A 20,988-nucleotide genomic window follows, 5' to 3' on the forward strand; every position below is an offset into this window, starting at 1 on the left:
TCGTGCGTCAGATGATGACCGTCACCGTGCGGAGCAGCGGAACGGGGGCGCAGGCCGCGCTGCAGCGGGCGGGGCTGGGCGATGCCGCACCGCTGCTGGCGCAGTTGGAGCTCCAGGCGCGGCCGGTGGGCGCAGGGCTGATGGGCGATGGGCTGGTGGACGAGCACCTGGCCCTCGACCTGACAGCGGAGCGCCCTGACCTGGCCGACGTGCTGTACCGGAACACCGAGGGGCCGGAGCAGCTGGCGGAGGTCCTGACCCTGTACCCCGCCTGCCTGGTCGCCGCGCTCACCTGCCGGGACGGCGGCACCGCGATCGGCTGGCGCGGCGGCGGCCGGCTGCTCTGGCGCCCGGGCCTGAGCGCGCCGGGCGTGCCCGCCGGGGTGCTCGGCTCGCTGGTGCACGCCTGCCTGGTGCACCGACTGCTCCCGGAGCGACTGCACACGGTAGCGCTGGTCACCCCGACGGGCTCGCTGGTTTCCACGGTCGAGCAGTGGCCGCGTTCCGGCGGTGTGCCGGATCAGCCCGCCGCACCGGCCTCCGGTGGCAGCACGGCGGACAGCCGCCCCAGCGCGACGCCCAGGCGGTCGGCGTCGGGCGCGCCCATCCGCTGATACCTGGCCAGGGACTCCTCGTAGCAGGCCCGGGCCTGCTCCGGGGCGTCCCTGGCCTCTGCGAGTTCGCCCAGCAGCTCCAGGGTCCGCCCCTCCCAGTACAGCGAGCCTGCGGCCCGGAAGAGCTCCAGGGCGCGGTCCAGGTCGGCTGCGGCAGCCGCATGGTCGCCCAGCCCGGTCCGGGCCGCGCCCAGGTGTGCAAGCGCCCTGGCCACCTCGTAGGTCTCCCCCAGGTCCGACAACTCTTGCTGGGCCAGCAGGAGTTCCGGTACCGCGCGGTCTGGCAGGCCGCGCGCGACGGCCACCTCCGCCAGAGTCACCCGGGTCAGTGCCGCGCCCCTGCGATAGCCGGCGTCCAACCGCAGTCGCAGTGCCTGCTCGAAGCTCTGCTGGGCTTCGTCGAGTTGGTCGGCAGCCCGGTGGATCCGACCGATCCCATGCAGTGCCTGGGCCTTGCCCTTGTCGTCGCCGCGGCTCTCGGCCGCCGCCAGCGCCTCGCGGTAGAGCGCGATCGCCTCGGGACCGCGCCCGAGGTTGTAGAGCCGGCTGCCGCTGTCCGTGAGCAGCCGTGCGAGGGCCGCCGGATCGCCGTCTTCACGGGCGCCCTTGAGGCCCAATTCATGAACCTCTGCTCCGAGTTCATGGGCTCGCAGGCGGTTGAAGAGCGGGTGCATGGCGTCGGCCAGCTGCCAGGCCAGATCCGGCCAGCCGCGCTCGGCCGCCATCCGGACCGCCGCGGCGAGGTGGCTCCGGCGGGCGTCCAGCCAGTCCAGCGCGGCCCGCTGGTCGGCCGGGTCGAAGGGCAGGGGCTGCGGCGGGAAGCGGTAGTCGCGGCGCTGCTTGGCGTGGTTGGGGGTGAGCAAGCGCTCGGCGGCACTGCTCGCGGCCAGGTACCGCTCCAGTACTCGGCGCAGCGCGTCCGCCCGCTCCGCGGTGGTTTCGCGGTCCCGGGCCCAGACACCGGCGTGCAGGCGCACCAGGTCGTGGAAGCGATGGCGGCCGGCGCCCAGGTCCTCCACCAGGTTGGCCTCGGCCAGCAGCTCCAACAGTTCCTCGGCCGGGCCGGGCTCGGTGCCGAGCAAGGCGGCGCAGTCCGCGGCGCCGAAGTCGGCGAACTGCAACAGGCCCAACAGGCGGTAGAGCCGTCCGGGTTCCCTGGCCAGCCCCGCGCAGCTCGCATCCAGCGCGCTCTGCACGGCGAGTTCGCCGGCCAGCCGCAGCGCGGTCAGGCGCTCGCCCTCGCGTTCGAGGGCGGTGGCGGCCTCGGCCAGGGTCATCCGCGGGCGGGATGCCACCTGGGCGGCCACCACCGAGATCGCCAGCACGAGTCCGCCGCAGCGGGCGACGACCTCACGGGCCGCCTCTGGCTCGGCTTCGGCGCGGCGTGCGCCGATCCGGCGGGCGAGCACCTGGCGGCCCGTGGTCTCGTCCAGCACGCCGAGCGCCAGGAAGGCCGCGCCGTCCACACCGAGCCCGCTGAGCCGGTGCCGGCTGGCCACCGCGACCAGCCCGTCCGGTCCGCCCGGGAGCAGGTGGCGGACCTGGGCGGCGGAGAGTGCGTCGTCCAGCAGCACCAGCACTCGCTTGCCGGCCGTGACGGAGCGCCAGAGCGCGGCCGCCTCCGCGGCGTCGTCGGGGATCCGGTCGACGCCGAAGGCCCGTAGGAATCCGCCCAGGGTCTCGGCAGCGCCGGCCGGTTCGCCCGGGCCGTTGCCACGCAGGTCGGCGAAGAGCTGACCGTCGCGGTCAGCCGATCGGCGTTCGGCCCAGGCCAGCAGCAGCCCCGTCTTGCCGACGCCGGCCGGGCCGTTGACCACCAGCAACCGATGCGTGGCCGCGAGTTCGTCGAGGACGGACAGTTCCTCTTCGCGCCCGACAAAGGCGGCGGTGGGGGCGGGGAGTTGGCGCGGCACCGGAGCCGGCGGTCGGGCCGGGTGCAGGTGCACCTCACCGATGTCTCGAGCCTGCACGACACTGCCGGAGAGATGCGCGGTGCCGGTGATGGAATTGGTGTGGGTCGGGCGGTCGGACATTCGGGCGAGCCAACTCAGCAGAGCTGCGGCGAGGACGGGGTCCTCAGCCGCCCTGCTCGTCGCATACTCGGCCAATTGGCGATCGTTTGACGAGAGTTCACCTTCCGGCGGCACGCCGATCAGACCCAGTAGTGCCGCGCGGCCGGATGGACCGTAGCGGACCAGCGCCTGTACCACCAATTCGACCTCGATTGCACTCATGACCTCCCCCTTTTCCTAATTGATCATTGATCGATCAACTTCTTTCGCTTTTCTTGTTAGTTCGAAGCTCGATCGGCAAATACTTTGCATAACCAACAAATGGCTAGCACAGTGATCTCTACCCCACCAAGCACCCGGTCCGAACGCATGGCGTGGGGTGAGCCCGACCGGAAGGAGAGATTCCTTGGTGGAGCTGCGACTGCTCGGCACGGTCGAACTGGTGGCCCTCGGCCGACCCACCAGAATCAGCAGGGAGCAGGTCCGCTGCCTGCTCGCCGCGCTGGCAGTGGACGTCAACCGGCACCTGTCGCTCGGCGCCCTGGTGGAGCGCATCTGGGACGGCCAGTTGCCCGCCGAACCCGCGAACAGCCTCTACTCCCTGGTCTCCCGGCTGCGCGGCGCCCTGCAGTCAGCGACCGCGGCCGAGGGCCTGCCCGCTGACACCTTCGAACTCACCGGCCATGCCCACACCTACACCCTGGCCGCCGACCCGGAGTTGATCGACTACCACCGGTTCCGCCGCCTCACCGAACGCGCCCAGGCCCACGCCGAACGCGGCGAGGACCGCAGCGCCTTCGACCTGCTCCGGCAGGCCGAGGACTTGTGGCAGGGCGAACCCCTGGCCGGCCTGAACGGCGGCTGGGCCACCGCCACCCGCTCGGCACTGCGCTCCCATCAGGTCGCTGCCGCGCTCACCCAGGCCACAGTGGGGATGCGGCTCGGGCGTTTTGGCGAACTGGTGCCGGTGCTGCGCAGGTTGACCGACCAGCACGAGACCAACCAGCTGCTGGTGGCACGGTTGATGGTGGCGCTGTACGGGTCCGGGCGGCAGGACGACGCGCTGCTGCTGTTCCACCACACGCGCAAGATCCTCAAGGCCCGACTGGGCACACAGCCGGGGCGGGAACTGACCGAGCTGAACCAGCGGATCCTGGCCGGCACCGCTGCCGCGGACCTGGTACCCCCGCCGGCCGAGCGACCGGCGGGCCGACCTGCTCCTCGCACGGTCCCCAACAACCTGCCCACCCCGCGGCTGTTGGTCGGCCGCGATAACGAACTCGCAGCTGCTCTAGATCCCTTGGCGGTCGGCCCACTGGTGATCAGCGGGCTCGGCGGCACTGGCAAGACCTCCCTCGCCACTCATCTGGCCCACCGCCTGGGCGAGCGGTACCCGGATGCCCAGGTCAAGGTGGAGCTCCAGTCCAGGTCCGCCTCGCAGCGGCCGCTGACCACGGACGCTGCCCTGCTCGCCCTGCTGCGCGCCTTGGGGCTGCCGCCCCAAGCCGTACCCGCCGACCGCGAGAGCCGCACCGCGCTCTGGCACCAGCTCCTTGCCGAACGCCGTTGCTTGATCATCCTCGACGACGTGGCCGACAGCGACCAGGTGCGCGAGCTGCTGCCGATGAGCAGCCGCTCACTCGTCCTGCTGACCAGCCGCCGCGGCCTGAGCGACCTCCCGGGCGCCCGCCACCTTTTGCTCGATGCCCTGCCGGACGACCGGGCGGTCGACCTCTTCCGTGCCCTGGTCGGGCCGGAACGGGCCGACAACCCGGACCGGATCGAGGAGATCGTCCAGCGATGCTACTGCCACCCCTACGCAGTCGAGTTGGCAGCCAGCCGGTTCAAGACCCGCTCCACCTGGACCCTCGACCACCTGCTCAAGCGGCTCCGCCACGCCACCCGACTGCTGGATGAACTGCACGACACGGGGAGAGACCTGGCCCCAATCCTCGAACTCTCCTACCGCACCCTCTCCGAAGAGCATCAGGAGTCCTTCCGCCTGCTCAGCCTCTACCCCGGCCCGCGCTTCGGTCAGCACGCCGCAGCGGCACTGCTGGGGCGCTCCGCGGCTGCGACCGAGCGGGCCATCGAGGAGTTACTGGAGACCCACCTGTTACAGGAGCCCAGGCCTGAACTCTACGCATTTCATGACTTGATGGCGGAGTTCGCGGCGAGCCTGGCCCACCGCACCAATCCGGGCACTTCCGAACGCGCGGCCATGACCCGCCTGGTGCACTTCGCCATCGACGCCGTCGACCGCGCGGACCGGACCCTGTACCCGCACCGCCTGCGGCTGCCGATACCGGCGGAGTTCACTGCGGCTGCGCCGACACCGCACTGGGCGGATCCGGCAGCGGCACGGGCCTGGCTGACGGACGAACTGGAGGGCCTGCTTGCCGTGTTGCAGTACGCCACGGACACCGAACAGGAGATCGAAGCCGCCTGGCTCACCCACGTCCTCGGCGGCCACCTAGACGTAGAAGGCTACTGGACGGAGGGAATCGCCCTTCATCACACAGCGGTCGACCACTGGCACAACACCGGCGATCTCCACGCCGAAAGCCGCGCCCTCCTCGACCTCGCCGGCCTCTACATCCACCTGGCCCGCTTCCCCCAGGCGGCAGCCATCAATGCGCAGGCGGCCACGCTCGCCCACCTCGCCGACGACCCGGAGGCGATCGCGGAGTCGATCGCCCAGTCGGGCACCCTGCACGGCAAGACCGGCGACTTCCGCGCCGCGTTGAAGGCACAGGACCGGGCCCTGACTTTGGCGTTGAGCATCGGGAACTCGCTGCAGGCGGACCGGATCAGGAACAACATCGGAATCGTGACCATCTATTTGGATGACCTGTCCACCGCGATCGCCAACTTGGAGGAAGCACTGGTCGGGTTCCAGCGGGTGGGGAACCTGCGGATGGAGGCGAGTGCACTGAACAATCTGGGGCAGCTTCTGTTCCAGAAGGGCGACAAGGATTCAGCGAGAACGGTCATCGAGAGATGTCTGGCCATCGGCGAGTTCGTCCTCTCCACACACGAACTCGCGAGTGCACAGACGAACTTGATCGCCACCCTTGATGGCCCGAACGACTGGCAACGCGGGCACGAGTTGGGCATCTCGGCGCTGGCGGCCTTCCGCAGGGCAGGGGAACGTCTCTCCCAACTGAACACCATGATCGCGCTCGGCGACCTCCTCCGCCGTGCCGCGCACCCCGAGGAAGCGATCTCCTGGTACCAGGAGGCCCTACCCCTCAGCATTGTCATCGGAGCAGACCACGAACGCGCCGCGGCGACCCACGGCCTCGGTTCAGCCGAAGCCGACGCCGGACGCCTGGACTCCGCCGAGGCGCGCCTCACGGCCGCAGTCGGCATGGCCCAGCGACTCCAGATCCCAAGCGAGGAGGCCGAATCGCGCAGCACGCTCGCGGCGGTTCTGTCACGGCTGGGCCGCCACGCGGATGCCGCCGAACACACCCGCATCGCGGCCCTGCTGACACAGCAGTCCACAGAACCCCGGGGGCTCCACTAGGCACTCCTGGCATATGCCACCAAGCAACAGTCCTAGCACATCATCAGCTTCATCGACAAGTCGATTTGTAGCTCAACAGAGAGGGTGACTAACCTGTCAGATGATCAGTCAATCCTGCTGGTCAGAAAGACAGTTAAGGACACCAATGAGCAACCAGAAGGTCGACGGCCGAGCCACGTGCGCCTGGCCGTCACCCGAGTCCACCGCCTCTCGCGGCAGCCGCACCCCAGCCGCGGCGAGCCAGTCCATAGCCGACTGGATCCCGCTCTGGCTGATCATCTGCTGCTGACGGGGTCGGCCAGGCTCGAACGGGGTGCGCTCGACGAGCGCACCCCGTTGCACTGCGCGGGTTCCGTGACCGCTTGCGCAGTACCGGTCACTCTTGGGGATGAAGAAGCGGCCCGACGGGCTGTACTTGCATAAGACGCAAGATACTCTTCAACTTATGCAATCTCCTCCGCCGGCGCTCCTACCACTGCTACGCACGCCGTTCCAAGGAGAGATGCTGGCCTGGCTGTATCTGCATCCGCAGGAGGAGACTTCTCTGGCCGACATCGCCGCGCGCTTCGCCGTTTCGACCGCGACCGCGAGCCGCGAGGCGGACCGGCTGGTCGAGGCAGAGCTCGTCAGAGAGCGACGGTATGGAAACCTGCGACTGCTGCGGGCCAACACCACCGGGCGGTTGGCGGGTCCGCTGACCGAGTTGTTCGCCCTCACCTACGGCCCGATCGCAGTGCTCGGTGACCTACTGCTCCCGCTGTCCGGTGTAACGGAAGCTCACATCTACGGCTCCTGGGCAGCCCGCTACTCGGGAGAACACGGTGGGGTGCCCAACGACGTCGACGTGCTCGTGGTGGGCGACCCCGACGAGGACGAACTGTACGAGGCTGCGCGAAAGGCGGAGCGGCTACTCGACCGAGAGGTCAACGTTCACCGGGTCTCGTCGGTCCGGTGGCATGAGCCGGGCCCGGATCCGTTCCTCACGGGCGTCAGGAGCCGGCCAACGGTTCAGCTCGAGGCGTTCGAAAGGAAGCACAAGGGATGAAGTGGCAGCAGGGCCGTTCCGCAGTCGAAGGGATCGATGCCGTCGGCGCCTACCAGCTGCTGTACGACGCCGCCCGAAAGGCGTTGGTCGCAGTCCTGGAGAACCAGGGGCTGCGACCAACCAGCCGAGGGGGTCACATCGCGGTCCTGGAAGCTGTCAGCGCGCAGCTCGATCCGCCTCTCGGTGCGACTCTCAGGCCGTTCGACCGCATGCGCCGACGCCGGAATCAGGCGGAGTACGCGGATCTGGAAGCGCCTCGGATCGAAGCTCAGGACGTGACGAACGATGTTCCGAAGGTCCAGGCGATCATCGAGCTTGCTCAGCGGGTCCTGGATGAAATGAGCCCGTTCTGACGTACTGCGGTGACGGCCCCGGGGCGGTCGGCGCTGCGCCTCGGCCCCGGATCGGTCATCGAGATGGCGGACCGACCGGATAGTTGGCTGCAACTGGCTCCTGCTCCCGCCCTCCCCCGAGCGCGGTCCGGCGTACGATCCCCGCCAGCGCCACCGCCGCCGTCCCCGCCCCGAACTCCACCGCCGCCACCAGCGGGAAGCTCCCGTGCTGGGCGAAGCCCGCCTCCGCCCAGCGGACCAGGCCCGGCACCGTCGCCGCCACCCCCGCGGCGAGCAGCACCGTGGCCGGCGCGCGCAAGGGGGCTTCCGGGCGCAGGGCGCGCGCGGCGCCGGCGAGGGCGCGGTGCAGGGGGCCCAGTGCGGCGAGCAGCGGCAGCAGGAGCAGCGAGAGCACGGCCAGCCAGGGCAGGCGGTACAGCCACCACCCGCCCGAGCCGTACACCGGCTCCGGGGCGAGGTCCGTCAGGTAGAACGCCGCGGCCGCCGCCAGCACGGGGACCATGTGCCACAGGTACAGCGTCATGCTCTGCGCGCCCAGCGGGCGGACCAGGCGCCAGATGCGCTCCCGCGCCAGCACCCGCCGCATCGCGGGCGCGAGCAGCACGCACAGGCCGGTCTGGGTGAGGGCCCAGGCGAGCATCGCGGGTGAGGGCGGGTTGGTGTTGCTGAGGCGTTCGCCGGTGACCAGGACCAGGCTCACCGGGTACGGGCCGAGGCCGATCAGCAGGGCGAAGGCCGCCGCTCCGGCGCCGGCCAGGGCAGCACTCCGCCGGAGCGTCAGTTGTCCGTCGTGCCAGCAGAATCCGAGTTGGTAGGCGACGCCCCAGACCAGCAGGTAGTCGGCCGGTGCGAGCGGCGTGCGGCCGAGCAGCAGGGCGGCGGCGGCGAGGGCCGCGGGCACCAGCAGGCCCCAGCGGCGGTGCGCCGCGTGCAGGGCGGGAGTGGCGGCGCCGAGCAGCAGGAAGACGGGCAGGAACCAGAACTGCATCCCCAGCGCCCACCCCACCATCCCCAGCAGCCCCCGGTCCACCCCGGCTGCCGTGCAGACCGCCATCGCGCCCAGCACCAGCACCGCGTACGCCGCGGTCGGCAGCAGCAGCCGCAGCGCCCGGGACCGCATCCACGCGGTGGCCGGCAGCGGATTGCGCGTCAGCGAGCCGGCGGCCGCATAGCCGCCGGCCAGGAAGAAGAGCGGCATGATCTGGAAGCCGAGCGTCAGCCACTGCGTCCACGGCACGGTGGCCAGCAGTTCGGGCGCGCTGATGCTGCCGTCCGAGTCGCGTACCAGCCCGGTGATCAGCCAGTGTCCGAGCACCACCAGCACGATGGCGAGCGCGCGCAGGAAGTCGACGTACCGGTCTCTGCTCATGGTCCGTCATGCTCGCCGACCGGCGGTTCGGCCACCCACGGCTTGGTCTGGCTGTGACTGATTCGTAGCCGCTCCGGGGCCCGACCCGGTGGAGGGCGGCGGGCCGGCACGACGGCTCGCAGCCAGGTAGATAGAATCTACGTAGATGGGATCTACCTAGATGGGACCGCCGCCATGGCCTCCTCGTTCGTCGGGCGCACGATGGAGCTCGCCCTGCTCGACAAGCGCCTCCAGCGGATCGCCGCCTCGGGCGCCGGTGCCGCGCTCGCGATCCGCGGGCGACGCCAGGTCGGAAAGTCTCGCCTCGTCCAGGAGTTCTGCAACCGGGCCGACACCCCGTACCTCTTCTTCACCGCCACCAAGGGCGCTTCACCGGTCGAAGCCGTCGACGAGTTCCTGGACGACCTCCGGCAGTCCTCCGTACCGCTGGACAAGGACCTGATCCCGTCCAGCGGCACCGGCAGTTGGCCGGACGCGTTCCGCGCCCTGGCGGCCGTGCTGCCCGACCGGCCCTCGATCATCGTGATCGACGAGGCTCCGTGGCTCAGCGAGCAGGACGGCCTCTTCGAAGGAGCGTTGCAGACCGCCTGGGACCGGCTGCTCTCCACCCGGCCGGTGCTGCTGCTCCTGCTCGGCAGCGACCTGCACATGATGGAGCGGCTGACCTCCTACGACCGGCCCTTCTACGGCCGCGCCGACAACCTCACCCTCGGCCCGCTGAATCCCGCGGAGACCGGTGCCGCCCTGGGGCTGGAGCCGGCCGACGCCATCGACGCCCACCTGGTCTGCGGCGGCCTGCCGGGCATCCTCCGGGCCTGGCCGCACGGCACACCGGCCCTGAGGTTCCTCGAACAGGAATGCGCCGACCCTGCCTCGCCGGTCTTCTCCGTTCCCGAGTCGACGCTGTTGGCCGAGTTCCCCGCGCCCGATCAGGCGCGCCGGGTGCTGGAGGCGGTGGGCGGCGGCGACCGGACCCACAAGAACATCGCCGCGACGGCGGGCAGCCGCGAGGGCGCGCTCCCGTCGGGTTCGCTGTCGCCGCTGCTGCGGCGCCTGGTCGAGGAGAAGCACGTCCTGGCCATGGACGAGCCCCTGTCGACCAGCCCGGGGAAGCCCGCCCTCTACCGGATCGCCGACAGCAGCCTGCGCCTCTACCTGGCCGTGCTGCGCAGCGCGCACGAACAGATCCGGCGCGGCCGCCCCGAGGCGGCGTTCCGGGTGATCGACCGCCGCTGGACGGCATGGCGCGGACGGGCCGTCGAGCCGCTGGTCCGCCAGTCGCTGGAGTCGGCGGCCATGGACGACGCGCTGCCCTGGAGCCAGGTCGAGGCGGTCGGCGGTTGGTGGAACCGGCAGTTCGACCCGGAGCTCGACCTGGTGGGCGCCGATCGCGCTCCGGCGGCCCGGCAGGTCTCCTTCGTCGGCTCCGTCAAGTGGCTGCTCTCCCCCTTCGACGGCCACGACTTCGCCGCCCTCGCCCGATCCGCCCCTCAGGTGCCGGGGTTCACAGCCGGGACCACGGGGCTGGTGGTGGCCTCCCTCTCCGGGGTCGCCCCGGAGGTCGACCCCGCGGGCGTCGGCCTGGTCTGGGGCCCGCGGCAGGTGGTCGGCGCCTGGGCGTGACTGCCCCTCACGCCAGCCACGGGTACGCCGGCGCCAGGATCGCCAGCGCGCGCTCGCGCACCGCGCCCGCGTGCGGTGGCAGTCCGCCCTCCGTCAGGCCGCGGGTGAGGTGCAGGTGCAGCGCCTGCAGGGTGGCGAAGATGTTGAAGGCCCAGACGGGCACCGGTCCCGGGCCGCCGCCTTCGAGGGCGGTGACGAGGTGGTCGAGCCAGCCGAGGGCGGCCGGTTCCGGGAGGTCGGGGGTGTGCAGGATGCCGGTGATGGCGCGGGCCAGGCGGGCGTCCTCGAGCTGGACGTAGCGCGAGGTGGCCCCGGGGGCGCAGATGCGGTGGGCGCAGAGGTCGAGGAGGTCGGGGGCGCGGTGCGGGAGGGCGGTGGCGAAGGCGGCGGCCGCGTCGGCGCCGTGGGCGACGGCGTGCAGCCAGCCGAGGCGGTCGTCCCAGCCGCGGGTGTCCGGCTCGGCGGGGTACCAGGCGGCGAAGGCCGGGTACCAGCGCTCGGCGTTCTCGGGGCTGACGCCGCGGGCGAGGACGCAGCGCAGCACCAGGGGCGCGAAGGTGCGGGCCTGCACCTCGGGGTGGGTGAGGCGGTCGGCGGCCGCGTCGCCGAGGCGTGGCAGCACCGTGTCGAGGCGGCCCTCCCGGGTCCACTGGGCGAGGGCGGTGTAGGCCTGGTCGTCGCGGATCGCGGGGTCGGGCGAGGTCAGCAGGTCGGCGAGGGTGTCGGCGACCTGCTCGGCCGGGAGGTCGGCGGGGAACGGGAAGTCGGGTGCGAACAGCTGCATCCGCGGAGTGTACGAGAGGGCGTCAGCGGTGCGGCGGCCAGGCGTGGTCCAGCTCCCGCACGGTGACGATCAGGATCGGCTCCCTCCGGGCTACCCGCGCTCGCTCAGCTCCTCCACCTTGCCGAGCGCGGCGATCTGCGCCTCCGGCACGTAAGCGGGCGGGATCTCGCGGCCCCGGCCGAGGTGGTTGAAGAACAGGTTGAGCAGGATCGCCAGCACGCAGCCGGCCGAGATGCCGGAGCTCAGCACGGTGGCCAGTTGCTCGGGCAGCGCGTGGTAGAAGGAGGGGTAGGCGATCGGGACGATGCCGAAGCCGAGGCTGACGGCGACGATGATCGCATTGGACCCCACGCTCAGGTCGGCCTTGCTCAGGGTGCGGATGCCGGCCACCGCCACCGAGCCGAAGAGCACCACCCCGGCCCCGCCGAGCACCGGCTGCGGCACCAGCGAGACCAGCCCGCCGACCACCGGCATCAGACCCATCACGACCAGCAGGCCGCCGCCGAGCGCCACCACGAACCGGCTGCGGATCCGGGTCAGCGCCACCAGGCCGATGTTCTGCGCGAAGGCGGAGCAGATGAACCCGTTGAAGACGGCGCCGAAAGCGGTGGCCAGCCCGTCGGCACGGAGCCCGCCGGCGATGGTGCGGTCGTCGGCCGGGCGCTCGACCACCTCGCCGAGCGCGATCATGTCGGCGGTCGACTCGGTCATCGCGACCACCATCACCACCAGCATCGAGATGACCGAGGCGAGTTCGAACTTCGGCGCACCGAAGGCGAACGGGTGCGGCAGCTCGAAGACCGGCAGCCGGCCGAGCGCGGCGGTGTCCACCTTGCCGAGCGGCACCGCCACCAGGGTGCCGGCCAGCAGGCCGAGCAGGATCGCGATCCGCTGCAGGAAGCCGCGTAGGTAGCGGTTGAACACCAGCACCGCGAGCAGCGTCACCCCGGCCAGCCCGAGATCGGCGAGCGAGCCGTAGCCGGCCGCGTGCGCGTTGCCGCCCTGCGCCCAGTTGCCGGCCACCGGCAGCAGCGAGACGCCGATCAGGGTGATCACCGTGCCGCTGACCACCGGCGGGAAGAACCTGACCAGCCGGCAGAAGACCGGCGCGAGCAGGAAGCAGAACAGGCCCGCGATCAGCGTGGATCCGAAGATCAGCGGCAGCGCTGCGCCCTTCTTGGCCGCCACCACGGCGAGGATCGGCGAGACGGTGGCGAACGAGACCCCGTTGACGAACGGCAGCCGCGACCCGACCCGCCACACCCCCAGGGTCTGCAGCAGGGTCGCCACACCCGCCACGAAGAGGCTCGCCGCGAGCAGCGTGGTCAACTGCGCCGGATCGAGCCCGACCGCGGCCCCGATGATCAGCGGCGGCGCGGCCACCCCGGCGTACATGCTCGCCACGTGCTGCACCGCGACGGCCGACATCCGTCCGAGCGGCAGCACCTGGTCCACCGGGTGCCGGCCGGTCTCCTGCATCAGCTGACGGTCCATCAGGGACAGCTCCCTCCACATCCGAACGGTGTTTCGGGTCCGGGAACGACCACCGGATGCGGGACGGGCACGGCGACGCTGGAACGACCCGGGCGAACGGCTCCTGCACCGCCCGCCCCGCCGGCACCCGCGGCGACGGGTCCGGCCCACTGTGCTCACGACCTCCCTCCCCGGCCACAGCTTCGACCGGGGAGAAAATCCGCAATGCGGAAAATCTCTTCCGCATTGCAGGAGAATCTAGAAAGTCCTCCGACCTCCGTCAATACCTCCGGCAGCCTCACCACGCGGTCGGCGCAGTCTTGGAGCTTCCTCCAGGACGGAGGGTCAGTACTTCATCCCCATCACCTCCAGCACCTCCGCCAGCGTGCGGTCCGCGATCTCGTTGGCGCGGGCGTTGCCGCGGGTCAGGACGGCGCGCAAGTGGGCGCGGTCGTCGGCGAGTTCGGCGCGGCGCTTGCGGATCGGGCGGAAGTGGTCGTTGACCGCGTCGGTGACCAGGGACTTGAGGCGGCTGGCGCCGCCGTCGCCGATCTCCTCGGCCACCGACTGGGGGTCGCGGCCCTGGCAGAGGGCGCCGAGCAGCAGCAGGCTGGAGACCTCGGGGCGGCCGACCGGGTCGTAGGTGATCCGGCGTTCGGCGTCGGTCTTGGCGCCGCGGAGCAGTTCGGCGGTCTCGTCCTCGGTGGCGGCGAGCGAGACGGCGTTGCCGCGGCTCTTGCTCATCTTGCCGCCGTCGGTGCCCAACAGCCTCGGGGCTGCCGAGAGCAGGGCCTGCGGTTCCGGGAAGACCGGTGAACCGGGGTGGGCGTAGCGGGCGTTGAAGCGGCGGGCGATGGTGCGGGTGGCCTCCAGGTGGGGCAGCTGGTCCTGGCCGACCGGCACCAGCCCCGGCTTGCAGAAGAGGATGTCGGCCGCCTGGTGCACCGGGTAGGTGAGCATCAGGCCGCTCACCGCGGACTGCTGGGAGTGCGCGATCTCGTCCTTGACCGTCGGGTTGCGGCGCAGTTCGGCGGCGCTGATCAGGCTGAGGAAGGGCAGCAGCAGCTGGTTGAGGCCCGGCACGGCGCTGTGGGTGAAGATCACCGCGCGCTCCGGGTCGATCCCGACCGCCAGGTAGTCCAGCACCAACTCCTCGACGTACTCGGCCAGTCGCTCGGCCACGTCGCGGTCGGTCAGCACCTGGTAGTCGGCGATCACCACGAAGAGCTCGGCGCCCTCGGCCTGCAGCCGGACCCGGTTCTGCAGGGTGCCGAAGTAGTGGCCGAGGTGGAACCGGCCGGTGGGGCGGTCGCCGGTGAGCACGCGGGGGTGGACCTGGGGCATCGGGATCTCCTCGTCGGGCGGGGTTTCTGCCGTCCGCGCGGGGCCCGCGGCGAGGAGCACGCGAAAGGGCCGTCCGCACGGACGGCCCTGGGCATGGTGGATGCGCGGCCGTCCTAGGACGGCCACCAGCTGAACGACGGCAGCGGTGTGCGCATGGTCCTCACTCTAACGCGGATCAGCGTTCAGTGCGGCGCTGTTCCGTGTTCACTCCACGGGCGGCGGCGGAACCTAGTCTGATCCGCCTCTACGACCCCGAAGTGAGGATCATTCATGGACCAGCCCCATGACGCCCCAGCGACGCAGCCGGCGGACGGCACCGTGAGCCGGCGCAGTGCGCTGCGGCTGACCGCCTCGGTGGGGGGCGCCGCGCTGGCCGCCGCACCACTGCTGACCGCCACCCCGGCGGCGGCTGACGCCCCGTCGGGCAACTCCGACGACCAGGGACAGGACCAGGGGCAGGGCCAGGGCTCGCCGCTGCTGCTGACCCGGCCGGAGTCGATGGGCGCCCCGGCCGTCGAGGGCCTGCACCTGACCTTCGGCCAGGACCCGACCCGGGAGATGACCGCCTCCTGGACCACGGACGGCCCGGTCCGCCGTCCGCGCGTGCAGCTGGGCACCCTGGACGGCGGCTTCGGCCACACCGTACAGGCCGAGACCCGCACCTACGTGGACGGCGTCAGCAACCGCACCGTCTACACGCACCACGCGAAGATGCGCAACCTGCGCCCGGGCACCTACTACACCTACGCCGCCCTGCACGACGGCGGGCGCCCGGACGCCGGCACCTTCCGCACCGCCCAGCGCGGCCGGCAGGCCTTCACCTTCACCTCCTTCGGCGACCAGGCCGTGCCGATCACCACCTGGCAGCCGGACGGCAAGGGCGGCTACACCTCGGTGCCCAGCGGCATCGCCTCGCCCGCCTCGGCCGACATCGTGGCCGGCATCGAGCAGGTCGACCCGCTCTTCCACCTGCTCAACGGCGACCTCTGCTACGCCAACATCTCGCCGGACCGGCTGCGCACCTGGCAGGGCTTCCACGCCAACAACACCCGCTCGGCCCGGTACCGCCCGTGGATGCCGGCCGCGGGCAACCACGAGAACGAGAAGGCGAACGGCCCGATCGGCTTCACCGCCTTCCAGACCCGGTTCGACCTGCCCGACAACGGCGGCGACGCCGAGACCAAGGGCCTCTGGTACTCCTTCACCGTCGGCTCGGTGCACGTGGTGGTGCTGCAGAACGACGACGTGGCCTACCAGGACGCCGGCGACGCCTACGTCAACGGCTACAGCGGCGGCGCCCAGCGCGCCTGGCTGGAGAAGGACCTGGCGGCGGCACGGTCGGACAGGTCGATCGACTGGGTCGTGGTCTGCATGCACCAGGTGATCATCAGCTCCTCCGACGCCAACGGCGCCGACCAGGGCATCCGCGAGCAGTGGGGCCCGCTCTTCGACCGCTACCAGGTCGACCTGGTGGTCTGCGGCCACGAGCACGACTACGAGCGCTCGCACCCGGTGCGCGGCACCGTCTCCGGCTCGGAGACGCTGACCCCGAACCCGGTCGCCACCGACACCGACCTGATCGACACCTCCCAGGGCACCGTGCACATGGTGCTGGGCGGCGGCGGCACCTCCTCGCCGAGCAACAGCAAGTTCTTCAACCCGGGCAAGGCGAAGGTGATCACCGGCGTCGGCGCGGTGGGTGCCAACGGCAAGCGGGCGCCGATGTACGTGTTCGAGGACGCGCCGTGGATCGGCAAGCGCGACCTGGACCACTCCTACGGCTTCGCGGCCTTCACCGTGGACCCGGGCACCCACCCGGGCGCGACCACCAGCATCCACGTGACCTACTACACGGTGGCCCAGCCCGACGGGGCGATCAGCCCGCTGGAGACCTTCGTGCTGCAGCGCAAGCGGTCCGACGGCCGCTAGTCCGCGGGCTTGCAGGGGCGCCGGAGCCGCGCCCGTCCGAGGGGGGCGGGCGCGGCTCCGGCGTTTCCGGGGGTCGTGGCGTTGACAGGGGAGGCCTGCTGGCTAGGCTAAGCAAGCGCTTAGTCACCACCCTCTGGAGGACGCCCATGCCCGAGAACCCCCCTGGCCTCGACCTCGCCAGGCTCCAGGCCCACCTGGGCACCGGCCCGCTGCGCGCCGAGCTGATCGAGGGCGGCCGCTCCAACCTGACCTACCGGCTGACCGACGGCGCCGAGCGCTGGGTGCTGCGCCGCCCGCCGCTCGGGCACGTGCTGGCCACCGCGCACGACATGGGCCGGGAGTTCCGGGTGCTCAGCGGGCTGCACGGCTCGGCCGTGCCGGTGCCCCGCCCGCTCCGGCTGACCGAGGATCCGGAGGTGATCGGCGCGCCGTTCTACCTGATGGAGTTCGTGGACGGCACCGCGCACCGGGACGCCGGGGCGCTGGCCGCGATCGGCCCGCAGCGGGTCCGGGCGCTGGGCGAGCACCTGGTGGACACCCTGGTCGCCCTGCACGCCATCGACCCGTCGGAGGTCGGCCTGGCCGACTTCGGGCGCCCGGAGGGCTTCCTCGCCCGTCAGCTGCAGCGCTGGGGCAAGCAGTTGGACGCCTCCCGCAGCCGCGAGGTGCCCGGGATCGACGAGCTGCGCGACCGCCTCGCCGCCACCCTGCCGGACTCCCCCGCACCGGCCCTGGTGCACGGCGACTACCGGCTGGACAACGTGCTGGTCGGCCCGGACGACCGGATCACCGCGGTGCTCGACTGGGAGATGTCCACCCTCGGCGACCCGCTCACCGACCTCGGCCTGCTGGTGATGTACACCCAGCTCGCCGGGCGGTTCGCCGGCGTCATCCCTGGCGTGGCACTGGCCCCCGGGTTCCCGGACAGTGCCGAACTGGTCGAGCGCTACACGGCGGGCTCCGCCCGGGACACCGCCGCCGTCGACTGGTACGTCGCCTTCGCCAGCTTCAAGCTCGCCGTGGTGCTGGAGGGCATCCACTTCCGGTTCCAGCAGGGCCGCACCGTCGGCACCGGCTTCGACCGGGTCGGCGAGCTGGTCCCGATCTTCGTCCAGCACGGCCTGGCCGCCCTCAAGGAGCGCTGACAGCAGTGGACTTCGCCTTCGACACCCGCACCGAGGAGCTGCGCGAGCAGCTGACCGCCTTCCTGGAGGAGCGGGTCTACCCCGCCGAGTCCCGGCTGGCGCTCCAGCCCGACTGGTCCACCCCGGCGGTGATCACCGAACTGCAGCAGGAGGCCCGGGCCCGCGGCCTGTGGAACCTGTTCATCGAGCTGCCCAACCTGCAGTACGCGCCCCTCGCCGAACTCACCGGCCGCAGTATCCAGTTGGCACCGGCCGCACTCAACTGCGCGGCCCCCGACACCGGCAACATGGAGCTGCTCGCCCAGTTCGGCGACGAGGCCCAGCGCAAGCAGTGGCTGGAGCCGCTGCTGGCCGGCGAGATCCGCTCCGCCTTCGCGATGACCGAGCCCGAGGTGGCCTCCTCGGACGCCACCAACATCGAGACCCGGATCGAGCGGGTCGGCGACGACTACGTGATCAACGGGCGCAAGTGGTACATCACCGGGGCGATGAACCCGGAGTGCCGGATCTTCATCGTGATGGGCCAGACCGACCCGGAGGCCGACGTCCGCCGCCGCCAGTCGATGATCCTGGTGCCGCGCGACACCCCGGGCGTCACGGTGAAGCGGGCGATGACGGTCTTCGGCTACGAGGACCGGGACCACGGCGGCCACGCCGAGGTGCTCTTCGAGGACGTCCGGGTGCCGGCCGGGAACCTGATCGGCGAGCCCGGCTCCGGCTTCGCCATCGCCCAGGCCCGGCTCGGCCCGGGGCGGATCCACCACTGCATGCGGGCGATCGGCGTGGCCGAGCGGGCCCTCGAGCTGATGTGCCGCCGGGTCGGCGAACGCACCGCCTTCGGCAGGCCGCTGGCCGCGCAGGGCGTGATCCAGGACTGGATCGCCGAGTCCCGGGTGCGGATCGAGCAGGCCCGGCTGCTGGTGCTGAAGGCCGCCTGGCTGATGGACACCGTGGGCAACAAGGGCGCGCACACCGAGATCCAGGCGATCAAGATCGTGGTGCCGCAGACCGTCGAGTGGATCCTGGACAAGGCCGTGCAGGCGCACGGCGCGGCGGGCGTCAGCCAGGACACCCCGCTCGCCCAGCTCTGGGCCGGCCTGCGCACGCTCCGGCTGGCCGACGGGCCGGACGAGGTGCACCGGCGCTCGCTGGCCCGCCGCGAGCTGGCCAAGTACCGAAGCTGACGAGGCCTGCGGGCCCGACCGCAACCGGCCGGGCCCGCAGGGCCGTTCAGGGGAGGATGACCACCCGTCCGGTGGTGCGCCCGGCCAGCACCCGCTGCACCGCGTCGGCCGCCCCCTCCAGCGGCAGCCGCTCGGAGACCAGCGGGCGGATCACCCCGGAGTCGGCCAGCGCGGTGAGCTCGCGGTGGCAGTCCCGCACCGCCGCCGGGTCCTTCGCCGCGTAGAGGCCCCAGTGCAGGCCCAGCAGCGTGTAGTTCTTCACCAGCGCGTGCCCGAGCGGCGGGTTGGGGATGGTGCCGCTGGCGAAGCCGACCACCACGATCCGGCCCTCGAAGGCGATGCACTTGGTGGAGCCGGTGTAGGCCGACCCGCCGACCGGGTCGAAGACCACGTCGGCGCCCCGCCCGCCGGTGAACTCGCGCACCGCGGCGACGAAGTCCTCCCGGGTCCGGTCCACCACCAGGTCGGCGCCCGACTCCTGGGCCAGCTTGGCCTTCTCGGCGCCGCCGACGACGGCCACCACCCGGGCGCCGGCCGCCCGGCCGAGCTGCACGGCGGCGCTGCCGACCCCGCCGACGGCCGCGTGCACCAGCAGCGTCTCGCCGGCCCGCAGCGCGGCCCGGCGGTGCAGCGCGAACCAGGCCGTCTGGTAGCCGATGTGCAGCGCGGCCGCCTCGGCGTCGTCCAGCGCGGCCGGGGCCGGGAAGAGCGCCCGGGCGTCCAGCAGCGCGTACTCGGCGAAGGCCCCGCTGGGCGCGGCCGGGGTGCCGATCACCCGGCTGCCGTCCGGGAGTTCGCCGCACAGCTCGACGCCCGGCACGAACGGCAGCGGCGGCTTCAGCTGGTACTGCCCCAGGCACATCAGCGCGTCGGGGAAGTTGACCGCCGCCGCCCGCACCTTCACCAGCACCTGCCCGTCCGCCGGTTCGGGCTGCGGAAGGCCCGCCAGCAGCCGCATCACCTCGGTCGGCTGCCCCTCGCCGGTCACCTGCCAGCCCCTCATCGGCCCTCCTCCGTCCCGCTCGGCCCATCCGTCACGAACTTGCGCTGCAGCCGGTTCATCCCGTCCAGCCAGCGGTCCGGGTCGGTGGCCCGGACCGCGTAGAACTGCGCCACCTCCGGGTGCGGCAGCACCAGGAAGCGCTCCTGCTCGATCGCCCGTAGCGTCTCGGCCGCCACCTCGGCCGGCTCCAGCGCCCCGGCGCCCATCAGCGCCTGCCCCAACTCGCCGGACTCGGCGAGCAGCTGGGTCCGCACGCCCTGCGGGCAGAGCGCGTGCACCCGGATGCCGCGGTGCCGGTAGGTGGCGGACAGCCACTCGGCGAAGGAGAGCGCGGCGTGCTTGCTCACCGAGTACGGCGCGGAGCCGAGCATGGTGAGCAGCCCGGCGGCCGAGACGGTGGCCACGAACCGCCCGGCGCCGCGCTCCAACCACTCGGGCAGCAGCAGTTCGGCGGCCCGGACGTGGGCCATCACATTGACCTCCCAGGCGGCGGACCAGAGCGCCTCGGGCGCCTCCGGCCCGCCCGCGGGCGCCACGCCGGCGTTCGCGCAGTAGACGTCGATCCCGCCCAGCTCGGCCCGGGCCGCCTCGATCAGGCGGGCGACGCCGTCCCGCCCGGCCGCGTCGCCGGGCACCGCGGTCCCGCCGGTCCGGGCGGCGGTGCGGGCGGCGGCGGCCGCGTCCAGGTCGTTCACCACGACGCGGGCGCCGGCGGCCGCGAAGGCCTCGGCCAGCGCGGCGCCGATGCCGTTGCCCGCGCCGGTGACCACCACGCGCTGCCCGGTGACCGGACGCCGTCCGGCGGGCGCACCGGTCACAGGCCACCGCCGAGGGTGACGCCGCCGTCGATCACCAGGGTCTGGCCGGTGATCCAGGAGGCCTCCTCGGAGAGCAGGAAGGCGACCGCGCCGGCCACGTCCTCGGGCAGGCCGAGGCGCTTGAGCGGGTAGGGCGCGGCGGCCTGCTCCTCGCGGCCGGCGTACAGCGCCTCGGCGAACTTGGTCTTCACCACGGCCGGGGCGACGGCGTTCACCCGGATCCTCGGGCCGAGCTCGCCGGCCAGCTCCATGGTGAGCCGGGAGAGCGCCGCCTTGCTCACGCCGTACATGCCGATGCCCGGCGAGGTGCGCAGGCCGGCGATGGAGGAGACGTTCACCACGGCGCCGCCGTGCTCGCCCATCCAGGCCTGGTGGGCAAGCCGGGTCCAGGCGAGCGGGCCGAGCACGTTGACGGCGAGGATCTTGGCGGCGGCCACCGGGTCGGTCTCCAGCACCGGGCCGAAGACCGGGTTGATGCCGGTGTTGTTGACCAGCAGGTCGAGCCGGCCGAACTCGGCCACGGTGCGGTCCACCGCCGCCTGCTGGTGCTCGGCGTCGTCCGCCTTGCCCGCCACGCCGATCGCCCGGTCCGGGCCGCCGAGCTCCAGCACCGCCTCCGCCAGCGGCTCGGGGGTGCGGGCCGTGACGCAGACCCTGGCGCCCCGGGCGACCAGCTCGCGGGCGATCCCGAGGCCGATGCCCCGGCTGGCCCCGGTGACCAGAGCCACCTGTCCCTTGAAACTCAGCGTCATGGTGGACCCCA

At 72.1% G+C, this 20,988-nt stretch carries 17 protein-coding genes; 9 read left to right on the plus strand and 8 right to left on the minus strand.

Annotation, left to right across the window (positions count from 1 at the left end; genetic code table 11):
- Positions 1-2: 2 nt before the first annotated feature.
- The gene (locus ACFYNO_RS00975) at positions 3-614 is read left to right on the plus strand and encodes a hypothetical protein (RefSeq protein WP_388003056.1); all 612 of its coding nucleotides are present in this window, start codon (positions 3-5) and stop codon (positions 612-614) included.
- Here the strand turns inward: ACFYNO_RS00975 and ACFYNO_RS00980 are convergent.
- Positions 521-2,647, minus strand: coding sequence for a tetratricopeptide repeat protein (locus ACFYNO_RS00980; protein ID WP_388003059.1), 2,127 nt, complete (start codon positions 2,645-2,647; stop codon positions 521-523). The genes ACFYNO_RS00975 and ACFYNO_RS00980 overlap by 94 nt on opposite strands.
- A gap of 388 nt (positions 2,648-3,035) precedes the next feature.
- Here ACFYNO_RS00980 and ACFYNO_RS00985 point away from each other — a divergent pair, with 388 nt between their 5' ends.
- The 4 genes from ACFYNO_RS00985 (at position 3,036) to ACFYNO_RS01000 (ending at position 7,553) form a co-directional block, all read left to right on the plus strand.
- Positions 3,036-6,155, plus strand: a complete 3,120-nt coding sequence (locus ACFYNO_RS00985) for a BTAD domain-containing putative transcriptional regulator (protein ID WP_388003062.1) — start codon at positions 3,036-3,038, stop codon at positions 6,153-6,155.
- Positions 6,156-6,300: 145 nt separating this feature from the next.
- A complete protein-coding gene (locus ACFYNO_RS00990) occupies positions 6,301-6,444 on the plus strand; it encodes a hypothetical protein (protein ID WP_388003065.1) in 144 nt (47 codons plus the stop codon).
- Positions 6,445-6,657: 213 nt separating this feature from the next.
- Positions 6,658-7,200, plus strand: coding sequence for a MarR family transcriptional regulator (locus ACFYNO_RS00995; RefSeq protein ID WP_388003068.1), 543 nt, complete (start codon positions 6,658-6,660; stop codon positions 7,198-7,200).
- Positions 7,197-7,553 carry a hypothetical protein gene (locus tag ACFYNO_RS01000; protein WP_388003071.1) on the plus strand — a complete coding sequence of 119 codons (357 nt, stop codon included), beginning with the start codon at positions 7,197-7,199 and terminating at the stop codon, positions 7,551-7,553. The genes ACFYNO_RS00995 and ACFYNO_RS01000 overlap by 4 nt, the downstream gene beginning before the upstream one ends.
- Positions 7,554-7,608: 55 nt before the next feature.
- Here the strand turns inward: ACFYNO_RS01000 and ACFYNO_RS01005 are convergent, their stop codons facing one another.
- Positions 7,609-8,922, minus strand: a complete 1,314-nt coding sequence (locus ACFYNO_RS01005) for an acyltransferase (protein WP_388003074.1) — start codon at positions 8,920-8,922, stop codon at positions 7,609-7,611.
- Between the two features lie 174 nt (positions 8,923-9,096).
- Here ACFYNO_RS01005 and ACFYNO_RS01010 point away from each other — a divergent pair, with 174 nt between their 5' ends.
- Positions 9,097-10,545 carry an ATP-binding protein gene (locus tag ACFYNO_RS01010; protein ID WP_388003077.1) on the plus strand — a complete coding sequence of 483 codons (1,449 nt, stop codon included), beginning with the start codon at positions 9,097-9,099 and terminating at the stop codon, positions 10,543-10,545.
- A 7-nt stretch (positions 10,546-10,552) separates the two neighbouring features.
- Here the strand turns inward: ACFYNO_RS01010 and ACFYNO_RS01015 are convergent, their stop codons facing one another.
- The 3 genes from ACFYNO_RS01015 to trpS form a co-directional block, all read right to left on the minus strand.
- Entirely contained in the window at positions 10,553-11,329 is a 777-nt protein-coding gene (locus tag ACFYNO_RS01015; RefSeq protein WP_388003080.1) for a DUF2785 domain-containing protein, read from the minus strand.
- Between the two features lie 90 nt (positions 11,330-11,419).
- Entirely contained in the window at positions 11,420-12,823 is a 1,404-nt protein-coding gene (locus ACFYNO_RS01020; protein ID WP_388003083.1) for a nucleobase:cation symporter-2 family protein, read from the minus strand.
- A 324-nt stretch (positions 12,824-13,147) separates the two neighbouring features.
- On the minus strand, positions 13,148-14,146 hold the full coding sequence (gene trpS / locus ACFYNO_RS01025; protein ID WP_388003086.1) for a tryptophan--tRNA ligase: 999 nt from the start codon (positions 14,144-14,146) through the stop codon (positions 13,148-13,150).
- A gap of 270 nt (positions 14,147-14,416) precedes the next feature.
- Between trpS and ACFYNO_RS01030 the strand changes: the two genes are divergently transcribed.
- The 3 genes from ACFYNO_RS01030 (at position 14,417) to ACFYNO_RS01040 (ending at position 18,404) form a co-directional block, all read left to right on the plus strand.
- Positions 14,417-16,075, plus strand: a complete 1,659-nt coding sequence (locus ACFYNO_RS01030; RefSeq protein ID WP_388003089.1) for a purple acid phosphatase family protein — start codon at positions 14,417-14,419, stop codon at positions 16,073-16,075.
- 146 nt (positions 16,076-16,221) lie between these two features.
- Positions 16,222-17,220: a phosphotransferase family protein gene (locus ACFYNO_RS01035; protein ID WP_388003092.1), complete on the plus strand. Its 999-nt coding sequence runs from the start codon at positions 16,222-16,224 to the stop codon at positions 17,218-17,220.
- A 5-nt stretch (positions 17,221-17,225) separates the two neighbouring features.
- The gene (locus ACFYNO_RS01040) at positions 17,226-18,404 is read left to right on the plus strand and encodes an acyl-CoA dehydrogenase family protein (RefSeq protein ID WP_388003095.1); all 1,179 of its coding nucleotides are present in this window, start codon (positions 17,226-17,228) and stop codon (positions 18,402-18,404) included.
- A gap of 46 nt (positions 18,405-18,450) precedes the next feature.
- On the opposite strand, the gene ACFYNO_RS01045 is transcribed toward ACFYNO_RS01040, so the two are convergent.
- From ACFYNO_RS01045 to ACFYNO_RS01055, 3 genes are read right to left on the minus strand one after another with little or no spacing between them, the layout of a single operon-like run.
- A complete protein-coding gene (locus tag ACFYNO_RS01045) occupies positions 18,451-19,407 on the minus strand; it encodes an NADPH:quinone oxidoreductase family protein (protein WP_388003098.1) in 957 nt (318 codons plus the stop codon).
- The gene (locus ACFYNO_RS01050; RefSeq protein WP_388003101.1) at positions 19,404-20,225 is read right to left on the minus strand and encodes an SDR family NAD(P)-dependent oxidoreductase; all 822 of its coding nucleotides are present in this window, start codon (positions 20,223-20,225) and stop codon (positions 19,404-19,406) included. Before ACFYNO_RS01050 ends, ACFYNO_RS01045 begins: the two co-directional genes overlap by 4 nt.
- The gene (locus ACFYNO_RS01055; RefSeq protein WP_388003104.1) at positions 20,222-20,977 is read right to left on the minus strand and encodes an SDR family oxidoreductase; all 756 of its coding nucleotides are present in this window, start codon (positions 20,975-20,977) and stop codon (positions 20,222-20,224) included. The genes ACFYNO_RS01050 and ACFYNO_RS01055 overlap by 4 nt, the downstream gene beginning before the upstream one ends.
- Positions 20,978-20,988 lie beyond the last annotated feature (11 nt).

Origin of the sequence: Kitasatospora sp. NPDC006697 (assembly GCF_042869935.1) — a bacterium.
Classification (GTDB): Bacteria; Actinomycetota; Actinomycetes; order Streptomycetales; family Streptomycetaceae; genus Kitasatospora.

Bases quoted from the DNA above. Each gene is read 5' to 3' on its own strand.
- ACFYNO_RS00980 (WP_388003059.1), bottom strand. From the start codon at position 2,647: ATGTCCGACCGCCCGACCCACACCAATTCCATCACCGGCACCGCGCAT.
- ACFYNO_RS00990 (WP_388003065.1), top strand. From the start codon at position 6,301: ATGAGCAACCAGAAGGTCGACGGCCGAGCCACGTGCGCCTGGCCGTCA.
- ACFYNO_RS00995 (WP_388003068.1), top strand. From the start codon at position 6,658: ATGCTGGCCTGGCTGTATCTGCATCCGCAGGAGGAGACTTCTCTGGCC.
- ACFYNO_RS01000 (WP_388003071.1), top strand. From the start codon at position 7,197: ATGAAGTGGCAGCAGGGCCGTTCCGCAGTCGAAGGGATCGATGCCGTC.
- ACFYNO_RS01005 (WP_388003074.1), bottom strand. From the start codon at position 8,922: ATGAGCAGAGACCGGTACGTCGACTTCCTGCGCGCGCTCGCCATCGTG.
- ACFYNO_RS01010 (WP_388003077.1), top strand. From the start codon at position 9,097: ATGGCCTCCTCGTTCGTCGGGCGCACGATGGAGCTCGCCCTGCTCGAC.
- ACFYNO_RS01015 (WP_388003080.1), bottom strand. From the start codon at position 11,329: ATGCAGCTGTTCGCACCCGACTTCCCGTTCCCCGCCGACCTCCCGGCC.
- ACFYNO_RS01020 (WP_388003083.1), bottom strand. From the start codon at position 12,823: ATGGACCGTCAGCTGATGCAGGAGACCGGCCGGCACCCGGTGGACCAG.
- trpS (WP_388003086.1), bottom strand. From the start codon at position 14,146: ATGCCCCAGGTCCACCCCCGCGTGCTCACCGGCGACCGCCCCACCGGC.
- ACFYNO_RS01030 (WP_388003089.1), top strand. From the start codon at position 14,417: ATGGACCAGCCCCATGACGCCCCAGCGACGCAGCCGGCGGACGGCACC.
- ACFYNO_RS01035 (WP_388003092.1), top strand. From the start codon at position 16,222: ATGCCCGAGAACCCCCCTGGCCTCGACCTCGCCAGGCTCCAGGCCCAC.
- ACFYNO_RS01045 (WP_388003098.1), bottom strand. From the start codon at position 19,407: ATGAGGGGCTGGCAGGTGACCGGCGAGGGGCAGCCGACCGAGGTGATG.
- ACFYNO_RS01055 (WP_388003104.1), bottom strand. From the start codon at position 20,977: ATGACGCTGAGTTTCAAGGGACAGGTGGCTCTGGTCACCGGGGCCAGC.